This is a genomic window from Spirilliplanes yamanashiensis (genome assembly GCF_016863475.1).
Taxonomy (GTDB): Bacteria; Actinomycetota; Actinomycetes; order Mycobacteriales; family Micromonosporaceae; genus Spirilliplanes; species Spirilliplanes yamanashiensis.
In genome coordinates this window covers 125465-135191 of record NZ_BOOY01000004.1, presented here as the reverse complement: position 1 = coordinate 135191, position 9727 = coordinate 125465, and the positions used below count along the sequence as shown (strand labels likewise).

General features: G+C 75.0%; 10 protein-coding genes. 5 read left to right on the top strand and 5 right to left on the bottom strand.

Going from position 1 to position 9727, the window contains the following annotated elements; all coding sequences use genetic code 11:
- The first annotated feature begins 291 nt into the window (after positions 1–291).
- Positions 292–1464, top strand: a complete 1173-nt coding sequence (gene dprA, locus Sya03_RS04225) for a DNA-processing protein DprA (protein WP_203936826.1) — start codon at positions 292–294, stop codon at positions 1462–1464.
- 98 nt (positions 1465–1562) lie between these two features.
- Here dprA and Sya03_RS04220 read toward each other — a convergent pair whose 3' ends face one another.
- Positions 1563–1931 (bottom strand): hypothetical protein, encoded by a 369-nt coding sequence (locus Sya03_RS04220; protein ID WP_203936811.1) that lies wholly within the window; start codon positions 1929–1931, stop codon positions 1563–1565.
- Between the two features lie 177 nt (positions 1932–2108).
- On the opposite strand from Sya03_RS04220, the gene Sya03_RS04215 reads away from it, so the two are divergent.
- From Sya03_RS04215 to Sya03_RS04200, 4 genes are all read left to right on the top strand, one after another.
- On the top strand, positions 2109–2513 hold the full coding sequence (locus Sya03_RS04215) for a GntR family transcriptional regulator (protein ID WP_203936810.1): 405 nt from the start codon (positions 2109–2111) through the stop codon (positions 2511–2513).
- Positions 2514–2989: 476 nt separating this feature from the next.
- Positions 2990–4933, top strand: a complete 1944-nt coding sequence (locus tag Sya03_RS04210; protein ID WP_203936809.1) for a glycosyl hydrolase family 28-related protein — start codon at positions 2990–2992, stop codon at positions 4931–4933.
- 84 nt (positions 4934–5017) lie between these two features.
- Positions 5018–5950 (top strand): tyrosine recombinase XerC, encoded by a 933-nt coding sequence (locus tag Sya03_RS04205; protein WP_203936808.1) that lies wholly within the window; start codon positions 5018–5020, stop codon positions 5948–5950.
- 57 nt (positions 5951–6007) lie between these two features.
- On the top strand, positions 6008–7195 hold the full coding sequence (locus Sya03_RS04200; RefSeq protein WP_239107097.1) for an aminotransferase class V-fold PLP-dependent enzyme: 1188 nt from the start codon (positions 6008–6010) through the stop codon (positions 7193–7195).
- 29 nt (positions 7196–7224) lie between these two features.
- On the opposite strand, the gene Sya03_RS04195 is transcribed toward Sya03_RS04200, so the two are convergent.
- The 4 genes from Sya03_RS04195 to Sya03_RS31710 all read right to left on the bottom strand — a co-directional run bounded on the left by Sya03_RS04195 (position 7225) and on the right by Sya03_RS31710 (position 9712).
- On the bottom strand, positions 7225–7791 hold the full coding sequence (locus Sya03_RS04195) for a murein hydrolase activator EnvC family protein (protein WP_370872114.1): 567 nt from the start codon (positions 7789–7791) through the stop codon (positions 7225–7227).
- Positions 7792–7869: 78 nt separating this feature from the next.
- The gene (locus Sya03_RS04190; RefSeq protein WP_203936806.1) at positions 7870–8193 is read right to left on the bottom strand and encodes a DUF2469 domain-containing protein; all 324 of its coding nucleotides are present in this window, start codon (positions 8191–8193) and stop codon (positions 7870–7872) included.
- Positions 8190–9014, bottom strand: coding sequence for a ribonuclease HII (locus tag Sya03_RS04185; RefSeq protein ID WP_203936805.1), 825 nt, complete (start codon positions 9012–9014; stop codon positions 8190–8192). Before Sya03_RS04185 ends, Sya03_RS04190 begins: the two co-directional genes overlap by 4 nt.
- Positions 9008–9712: an NUDIX hydrolase gene (locus Sya03_RS31710; RefSeq protein WP_306892277.1), complete on the bottom strand. Its 705-nt coding sequence runs from the start codon at positions 9710–9712 to the stop codon at positions 9008–9010. The genes Sya03_RS04185 and Sya03_RS31710 overlap by 7 nt, the downstream gene beginning before the upstream one ends.
- Positions 9713–9727 lie beyond the last annotated feature (15 nt).

Below are 9727 nucleotides of genomic sequence, written 5' to 3'. Positions count from 1 at the left end.
CCGTCCGACGCGCCCCCGCCTGGCCCACCGTCCGACGCGCCCCCGCCTGGCCCACCGTCCGACGCGCCCCCGCCTGGCCCACCGTCCGAACTGGACGGTGCCGCCGTCGTGCTCGAACCCTCGGCGTGGGCGGCCGACAGTGCCGCCGCCGCGCCCGTCCCCTCGACGTGGGCGGCCGACAGGGCCGCCGCCGCGCCCGGCCCCTCGACGTGGGCGGCGGATATTGCCGCTGTTGCGCCCGGTCCCTCGGTGTGGGCGGCGGCCGGGGCCGCCCCCGACGACGAGGACCGGATGGCCCGCGTCGCCCTGACGTGGCTGGCCGAGCCCGGGCACCGCATCGTGCACGACATGGTCCGCCGCCACGGCGCGGTCGCGGCGCTGGCCGAACTGGTGGCGGGCAACACCGCCGACCCCTCCCTGCGCGCGGCGGTGCTGACGAAGACGGCCGCCGGCGACCCGTACCGCATCTCCGCCACAGCACTGGAACGCGCCGACCGCCTCGGCGCCCGCGTCGTGGTGCCCGGCGACGACGAGTGGCCCACGGGCGTCGACGACCTCGCCCGCCTGAACCTCATGCACTCGGGCCGCCAGCTCGAACGCGACACCAGCCCGCCGCTGTGTCTGTGGGTGCGGGGCGAACCCCCGGTCAACGACGCCGTGGAACGGGCGGTGGCGGTCGTCGGCGCCCGGGCGGCCACCAACTACGGCGTCCACGTGGCCTCCGACATCGCCTTCGGCCTGGCGGAGCGCGAGTGGACGGTGGTGTCCGGCGGCGCGTACGGCATCGACGCCACCGCCCACCGCGCGGCCCTGAACGCGGGCGGCATCACGGTCGCGGTGCTGGCGTGCGGCGTCGACCGCCCGTACCCGATGGGCAACGCCGCCCTGTTCGACCGCATCGCCGAGGAGGGCCTGCTGATCAGCGAGTGGCCACCGGGCGCCGAGCCGCTGCGCCACCGCTTCCTGATCCGCAACCGCGTCATCGCCGCCCTGACGGCGGGCACGGTCGTCGTGGAGGCGGCGGCCCGCAGCGGCGCCCGCCAGACCCTGAACCGCGCCCTCGCCTTGGGCCGCCGCGCGATGGTGGTGCCCGGCCCGGTGACGTCGGCGCTGTCCGTCGGCTGCCACGAACTGCTGCGCGGCAACCCGGAGGTCCGCGCCGTCACCGGTCTCCCCCACGTCCTGGAGGAGGTGGGCCGCATCGGCGACGACCTGGCCCCGCTGCCGCGCGGGCGCGAGGACCCGCGCGACGGTCTCGACGAGGAGTCCGCACGCCTGCTGGAGGTGGTGCCCCGCCGCGGCACGGCGCTGCCGGACCAACTGGCCGCCCGGGCCGGCCTGGACCTGCGGACGGTGCTGCGCCGCCTCCCGCTGCTCGAAACCCTCGACCTGGTGCACCGCCGCAACGACGGCTTCACCCTCTCCCCCACGGCGACCCGCCGCCGCCCCAGCCCTCCGGCCTGACCCCACACCCCTTCCCCTTCTTGCGGCCCGGGCGGCGGCCGCACCCCCACGGCCGCCGCCCCTGACCTCTGCGTCGTTGGCCGCCGGCACGGCCCGGCTCAGCCGCGTTCCGGGCCGGCCTCGCCGTTGTGCTTCCGGCCGCCCGGGTTCAGGGCGTTGGTCAGCGCGCTCTCGGCGAAGCGCCGCACCGAGCAGGGCCAGAACTGCCGGCACGTCACGCAGAAGTTGTCGGTGTGCGCCCGGTGGTCGGTGTAGAGCTGGTACGCCAGCCGCCAGACGAGAACGTCGACCCCGTCCGGCGGCTCGGCCGTCGGCTCCCACGCCGACCGCCTCTCACCGCCGTCGCCGCCGCCGGTGGGCTCACCGACCTCACGCCGATCGGCATCCGGCTGAGCCGTCTCCTCGCGCCGGCCATCCGCCCCGTCCGGCTCGCCGTCGCCCTGGCCGGGCCGTTCCTGTTCAGCCATGCCTTCCTCCCCGTGTCGGTGCGAGCGCTCGCCCGTGGAGCGGCGACGGCCGGGCCTCAGGCAGCACCGACCGTCACCGCCGACTGCGGCGCCCACAGTGGACGATGGAGCGAGCATACCGACATGCCGACGTACATACAATGCGACCTACCACCGTGAGCACGTACCGTCTGACGGATGATCGATCCAACGGCGGACCGGGCGGTGTTCCGGCAGCTCGCCGACCTGCTCCGGGATCAGATCGCGTCCGGTGAGCTGGCCCCGGGCGACCCGCTGCCGAGCGAGCTGCGGCTGGCGCAGGAGTACGGGCTCAGCCGCACCTCCGTCCGCCAGGCGATCGCCATCCTGCGCGCCGAGGGCCTGATCAACGTCGAGCGCCCGCGCGGCACGTTCGTGCGTCCGGCCGAGGCGGCGGAGACCGTGGCGCTGCGCCGCGGCGACGTCGTCAGCGCCCGCATGCCCACCGAGGCCGAGCGCCGGTCGCTGCACATGGCGGAGGGCGTCCCGGTCCTCGTCGTGCAGTCCGCCGACGGCGACCAGGCCGTGCACCCCGCCGACCGGGTCCGGCTCGCCCGCTCCTGACCCCGCCCCCACCGGCCGGCACGGCGAGCGAGCCGCGGCGAGGACGCGCGGCATCGGAGCGCCGGCGACACCACCCGCGAACCGCATCCGGCACGGGGCTCCCGGGCGGTCGCATGGAGAGCCCCGCCATCGGGACGAACACGAGCGACGCACGGTGGAACAACCCGCCCGCCGCGCCGCAATCACGTGCCGGCCAACGTCGAGGCCCACCGGTCCTGGCCGCAGCCCCGCAGTGAACAACCAGAGCCGACTCCGAGTTCCTAGGCCGACGTTCGAGTCACACAAGGGTGCCGTCGCACCCTCCCCGGGAACTGCGTCATTTCTTGCGCGCTCTTGCTGAAATCTTTCGCCTTCCCGTTTGGTCTTGTCATGGTTCACCGCGACATTTAACGTCGGCGCCACGATGAGCCTCGCTCCCGAGGCGCACGCCGCGGCCGGGTCCGTCGGCCGGCCCGTCACAGAATCGAGCCGTCGCCATGCGCGTACGACATTCCCCGTTGCGGCGCACCCCCGTGGTCGCCGCGCTGACCGTCCTCGCCACCGTCCTCACCACAGCCGTGACCGCCGGACCGGCCGCCGCCGCCCCGAAGCCGGCCGGCGTCGAGACCGTCGCCGCGTTGCCGCCGCATCTCACCGTGGGGCGCGGCGCCGCCGTCGCGTTCGCGGAGCAGGAGGCGGAGAACGCGGCCGCCACGAACGGCGAGGTCATCGGGCCGGACCGGACCGCGTACACGTTGCCGTCGGAGGCGTCCGGCCGGAAGGCCGTGCGGCTGGACCGCGGCGGCGAGTACGTCGAGTTCCGGCTGACCCGGCGGGCCAACGCGCTGACCGTGCGCTACGCGATCCCCGACGCGCCCGCCGGCGGCGGGATCACCGCGCCGCTGGACGTGCGGCTCAACGGCACGGTGCGGCACCGGATCACGATGACGTCGGAGTTCTCGTGGCTGTACAGCACGTACCCGTTCTCGAACGACCCGACGGCCACGCCGCCGGACGACTGGTGGATCCCGGAGACGCGGCCCGTCACGACGCCGTTCCGGCCGCACCACTTCTACGCCGAGCAGCGGCTGCTGCTGGGCCGGCAGCTGCAGCGGGGCGACACCGTCCGGTTCGAGCTGCCGGCGGACAGCACGGTGGCGTGGGCGGTGCTCGACGTCGCGGACTTCGAGCAGGTCGCCCGGCCGAAGGCGCGGCCGCACGGGGCGCTGCCGGTGACGTGGTTCGGGGCGGACCCGACCGGGCTGCGGAGCTCGGCCGACGCGTTCGACCGGGCGATCACCGCGGCGAAGCGGCTGCGGGCGAGCGTCTACATCCCGGCCGGCACGTTCCGGGTGGACCGGCACGTGATCGTGGACCGGGTGACGGTGACCGGCGCCGGCAACTGGCACTCGATCGTCACCGGTGAGGGCGTCGGCTTCTACGGCCGGTACGCCGAGGACGGCGGCAGCACGCGGGTGCGCCTCGCCGACTTCGCCATCGTCGGCAGCATCGCCGAACGCATCGACGACGCGCAGGTCAACGGCATCGGCGGCGCCATGGGCGGCGGGTCGGTGATCGAGCGGCTGTACATCCAGCGGACGAAGGTCGGCATGTGGTTCGACGGGCCGTTCAGCGGGCTGACCGTGCGCGACAACGTCATCGTGGACCAGATCGCCGACGCGCTGAACCTGCGCCGCGGCATCTCGCACGTACGCGTCACCGGCAACTTCATCCGCAACACCGGCGACGACGCGCTGGCCATGTGGTCGCACTTCGTCAAGAAGCCCGACGGCACGCCGCAGGCGTCGGAGGCCGCCGACCAGGACCACCACAACCGGTTCGACCACAACACGATCATCGCGCCGGTGCTGGCCAACGGCATCGCCGTGTACGGCGGGCGCGACAACGTCGTCGAGGACAACGTCGTGGCCGACACGGTGCGCGAGGGCGGCGGCCTGCACGCCGGATACCGGCACTCCTCGACCCGGTTCGACGGCACGCTGACGTTCGCCCGCAACACCACGGTGCGGGCGGGCGTGCTCGACATGAACTGGAACTTCGGCGTCGGCGCCCTCTGGTTCTACGCCCTCGAGGGACCGATGGACGGCCGCATCGACGTGCGCGACAACTCCTTCCTGGACAGCACGTACTCGGCGATCATGGCGGTCAAGGGGTACCCCGTGGCGAACTCCGTCATCGGCGTCCACGTCGACGGGGCGTGCATCGACGGCGCCGGGACCTACGCGCTGCAGCTGCAGGTCGAGGGCGCCGGCACGTTCACCGGCGTGCAGGCCCGGAACCTCGGCGTGGGCGGCGTGTGGCGCGGCGACCCGTTCACCGTCACCGACGGCGGCGGCAACAGCGGCTGGCAGGACGACGTCCGGTCGAACTGGCCCATGGACCAGCCGAAGACCAACCCGGCACCCACCGACTGCCGGTGACGACCCGGCCGCCGGGCCCCGCCGCGGGGCGGGGCCCGGCGGTTCGCTTGACGGGTACGCCCCCACGCGCGACTGTCGACCCTGATGAGCGCCACCGACGACCTCCGCGCCACCCTGCCCGGCGACCTGCGCGCCGCCGCGGACGCGTTCGCCCGGCACCTGAGCGCCGTGGACAATCGCTCGCCGCACACCGTCCGGGCGTACCTCGGTGATGTGGTGTCCCTGCTCGACCACGCGGCCCGCGGCGGCGCCAGCCGCGTCGACCAGATCGACCTCGGCGTCCTGCGGTCGTGGCTGGCGGCCCGCCTGGCGGCCGGGTCGGCCCGGACCTCGCAGGCCCGGCGGGCCGCGGCGGCCCGCACCTTCACGGCCTGGGCGCACCGCACCGGCCTGGCGGCGGCCGACCCGGGCGGGCGGCTCGCCACCCCGCGCGCCCACCGCGACCTGCCCACCGTGCTGCGCGCCGACGAGGCCGCCGGACTGGTCGAGACCGCCGCCCCCGAGCACTCCCCCGAGCTGCAACTGCGCGACCGCGCCGCCCTCGAGTTGCTGTACGCCACCGGCGTGCGGATCAGCGAGCTGTGCGGCCTGGACCTGTCCGATCTGGACCGCAACCGCCGCGTCGTGCGCGTCATGGGCAAGGGCGCCAAGGAACGCTCGGTGCCGTACGGGGTGCCCGCCGAGGAGGCCGTCGACGCCTGGCTGCGGCACGGGCGGCCCGCCGTCGCCACCGACGCCAGCGGGCAGGCCCTGCTGCTCGGCGCGAAGGGCGGCCGCCTGCAGCAGACCGTCGCCCGCCGGCTCGTCGCGCGCGCCGCCCAGCACGCCGGGCTGCCGCACACCAGCCCGCACGACCTGCGGCACTCCGCGGCCACCCACCTGCTGGAGGGCGGGGCGGACCTGCGCGCCGTGCAGGAGCTGCTGGGCCACGCCTCGCTGTCCAGCACCCAGATCTACACCCACGTGTCGATGGACCGGCTCCGCGCGGCGTTCCGGCAGGCTCACCCGCGCGCCTGACCGCCGCCATTGATCATTCACCCCGTCGGGCGCCACCGCGGGACGTACGATCGGGGAGTGACCGCCGGACCGAGCGCCCCGCCGCCCGCGCTGCCCGGCGCGCGCCTGCTGTTCTCGCTCGACCCCGCGGTCGCGCACCTCAACCACGGCTCGTTCGGCGCAGTCCCGATCCCGGTGCAGCGGGCGCAACAGCGGCTGCGCGACGAGGTCGACGCCAACCCCATGCGGTACTTCACGCAGGGGCTGCTCGACCGCATCGTCCACACCCGCCGGCACCTCGCCACGTTCATCGGCGCGGACCCGGACGGCTCGGCGCTCGTCACCAACGCCACCACCGGCGCCTCGATCGTGCTGCAGTCCGTGCGGCTCAAGGCCGGCGACGAGGTGCTGCTCACCGACCACACGTACGGCGCGGTCGCCCTCGCCGTGCGCCGCGAGTGCCGCCGCACCGGCGCCACCGCCCGGACCGTGGCCGTGCCGGTCACCGCCACCCACCCCGAGATCGTCGCCCGCATCACCGCCGCCCTGCGGCCCGGGCGTACCCGGCTGCTCGTCGTCGACCACATCACCTCGGCGACCGCGCGGCTCATGCCCGTCGAGGACATCGTCGCGGCCGCCCGCGAGCGCGACGTGCCCGTCTTCGTCGACGGCGCGCACGCCCCCGGAATGCTGCCGCTCGACATCGACGCGCTCGGCGCCGACTTCTGGGTCGGCAACTTCCACAAATGGGCCTTCGCCCCGCGCGGCACCGCCCTGCTGGCCGTCGCGCCGGACTGGCGGCGGCGCATCGAACCGCTCGTCGTGTCGTGGGAGCAGGAGGCCGGCTTCCCGCTGAGCGTCGAGTGGCAGGGCAGCATGGACCACTCGACCTGGCTCGCCGCCCCGGCCGGGCTGTTCGTGCTGCGCACCCTCGGCGTCGACGCGGTCCGGGCCCACAACGCCGCCCTGGCCGCGTACGGCCAGCGGGTGGTGGGCGACGCCCTCGGCCTCGGACCGGCCGACCGGCCCCAGCCAGGCGGGCCGACCGCCATGCGGCTGCTGCCGCTGCCGTCCGGCATGTGCACGACCTTCCCCGAGGCGGAGGCGCTGCGGCTGCACATCGCGGACAAGCTCGCCACCGAGGCGAAGATCGAGGCGTGGGGCGGGCGCGGCTGGCTGCGGCTCAGCGCCCAGGTCTACAACCGGCCCGAGGAGTACGACCGCCTCGCCGAACGGCTGCCGGCGCTGCTGGCCGCCCTGCGCTGACGCCGCCCGCCGGCGGATCGCTCGCCGGCTCATCGGTGCAGCGGCAGCAGGCGGACCCGGCCGAGGCCCAGCAGCAGCAACGGGTCGAGGTACTGCTCGCCGCGCCGCAGGCCCCAGTGCAGGCATGCGGCGGCCGGACACCCCGGGTGGCCGGCGGCGAGCGCGCCGATCTGCTCCCCCGCCACCACCGGGTCACCGGCGCTGAGCGTGCCGACGGCCTCGACCGGCTCATAGGTGGTGCGCAGGCCGCCGGCGTGACCGACGCTGACGACGCCGCGCCCCGCCACGCGGCCCGCGAAGACGACCGTGCCGGCGCCGGAGGCACGCACGGGGACGCCGGGGGCCGCGCCGAGGTCGACACCGCGGTGACCGGGCAGCCACGGCTGCGGCGGCGGGTCGAAGCGGCGCAGCACGGGTGGCGTGCCGTCGAGCGGCCACCGGAAGCCGCCCGCCGGGCCGAGGGGCTCCTGGGCGGGCACCGCACCACCGAGACGCCGGGCCGAGGCGGCGACCGGCACGCTCGTGGTGCCCGCGCCGGGGTGCGGCGGGGCGACCGGAAGTAACGCGGCGATGAGTGCCGCCAGCCACAGAACCATGGGCGGCACGCTGCCGTGCGGGCGCGGCCCGCGCAACGCGGCCTGTGGACAACCGCCCGCTGTGGATAACTCCGGGGGCTACTGCCCGAAGCCGTTACCTTCAGGCAGCGAGATGTCGGGCTTCTCCAGCTCCTCGACGTTCACGTCCTTGAAGGTCATCACACGCACGTTCTTGACGAAGCGGGCAGGTCGATACATGTCCCACACCCAGGCATCATGCATCTCCACCTCGAAGTACACCTCTCCGTCGGAGTTGCGCACGTGAAGGTCGACCTGGTTGGCGAGGTAGAAGCGGCGCTCCGTCTCCACGACGTAGGAGAACTGGCGGACGATGTCGCGATACTCCCGATAGAGCTGGAGCTCCATCTCGGTCTCGTACTTCTCGAGATCCTCAGCGCTCATCGTGTTCCGCCCTCCATGGCCTCATCTTCCCCCACGGGCGGCGGTGGCCATGCCCGCTGTCCCGTCGCCACGCCGACGGTACCTCCCTCGTCAGGCCACAGCGCGAGGGCCTCCACCTCGGGCGCGCCGGGGGCGGCGGACCGGGGCCGGCGGGCGCGCGGCGGGGCGTGGCCACGGCCCGAGGCGGCGGCCACGTTGACGTACGAGAAGCGGTGTTCGGGACACGGACCGTGCTTGCGGAGGGCGTCGGTGTGCACGCCGGTGATGTAGCCCTTGTGCTCGTCGAAGCCGTAGTCCGGGAAGCGGTCGTGCAGGTCGACCATGATCCGGTCCCGGGTGACCTTGGCGAGCACGCTGGCGGCGGCGACACAGGCCGCGACCTGGTCACCCTTCCACACGGCCAGGCCGGGGGTCCCGATGCCGTCGACGCCGAAGCCGTCGGTGAGGACGTAGTCGGGGGCGACGGTGAGCGAGGCGAGGGCGCGGCGCATCGCGGCCAGGTTGCAGACGTGCAGCCCGCGGGCGTCGACCTCCTGCGGCGGCACGACGATGACGGCGTAGGCCAGGGCGCGCTCGACGACCTCGGCGTAGATGCGCTCGCGGGCTGCCGGGGTGAGCAGCTTGGAGTCGGTGATGCCGTCGATCTCGCCGCGCTTGCCCTCCGGCAGGATCGCGGCGGCGGCCACGAGCGGGCCGGCGCACGCGCCGCGGCCGGCCTCGTCGGCGCCGGCCACGTTGCGGAAGCCGCGGCGCTGCAGGGCGCGCTCGAGGGCGTAGATGCCGCCCTCGCGCCGGATGACGGTGCGGGACGGACTCAGCACGACCCACCGCCGGACGGCTGGGACGGATCCGCGGCGGCCGAAGGGGCCGCGGCGGCCGGAAGAACCGCGGCGGACGAGGCTGCGACAGAAACGGCCGCCACGGCGGCGCCCCCGGCGGCCGAGGCGCCGGCGGACGCCGCGGACGGAAGCTCCACCGCGGCGCCGGCGGGAGTGGCGGCCGAGGCACCGGCGGACGCCGCCGACGGCAGCTCCACCGCGGCAGCGACGGGCGTGGCGGCCGACAGACCCGCCACCCGCTCCAGGAGCGGCACCAGGTCCAGCGGGTACACCTTCTCCGCCGTCGTCGCCAGCTCCGGCACCGACCACCAGCGGTGGTCGTCGACCGACACCTTCTCCACGTCGTCGAAGCCCGCCGTGTCGACCTCCCACGACTCCACCCGTACCAGGAAGAAGTCCTGTTCCTGGCGGTACCAGACGCCGTCGAAGGGGAAATCCGTGGTCTCGTGCCAGACCGGGGCGCCCAGGGCGGGCTCGGGCAGGGACAGCCCGGTCTCCTCGAAGAGTTCGCGGACGGCCCCCGCGGCCATGGTCTCGCCCGGCTCGAGGCCGCCGCCGGGGGTGAACCAGTACCGGTGGCCCGGGCGGGCCGGGTCCCAGCCGCGGAACAGCAGGACCCGGTCCCGGGCGTCGACCAGCAGCACGCGGGCGGCCGTGCGGGCGGTGCGCGGTTCGGTCACCGGCCCAGAGTAGGC

What these genes read in the sequence shown, in the direction of transcription:
- Sya03_RS04190 (WP_203936806.1), bottom strand. Translation starts at nt 8,193, where the DNA reads ATGAGCGCTGAGGATCTCGAGAAGTACGAGACCGAGATGGAGCTCCAG.
- Sya03_RS04205 (WP_203936808.1), top strand. Translation starts at nt 5,018, where the DNA reads ATGAGCGCCACCGACGACCTCCGCGCCACCCTGCCCGGCGACCTGCGC.
- Sya03_RS04220 (WP_203936811.1), bottom strand. Translation starts at nt 1,931, where the DNA reads ATGGCTGAACAGGAACGGCCCGGCCAGGGCGACGGCGAGCCGGACGGG.
- Sya03_RS04210 (WP_203936809.1), top strand. Translation starts at nt 2,990, where the DNA reads ATGCGCGTACGACATTCCCCGTTGCGGCGCACCCCCGTGGTCGCCGCG.
- dprA (WP_203936826.1), top strand. Translation starts at nt 292, where the DNA reads ATGGCCCGCGTCGCCCTGACGTGGCTGGCCGAGCCCGGGCACCGCATC.
- Sya03_RS04195 (WP_370872114.1), bottom strand. Translation starts at nt 7,791, where the DNA reads ATGGTTCTGTGGCTGGCGGCACTCATCGCCGCGTTACTTCCGGTCGCC.
- Sya03_RS04215 (WP_203936810.1), top strand. Translation starts at nt 2,109, where the DNA reads ATGATCGATCCAACGGCGGACCGGGCGGTGTTCCGGCAGCTCGCCGAC.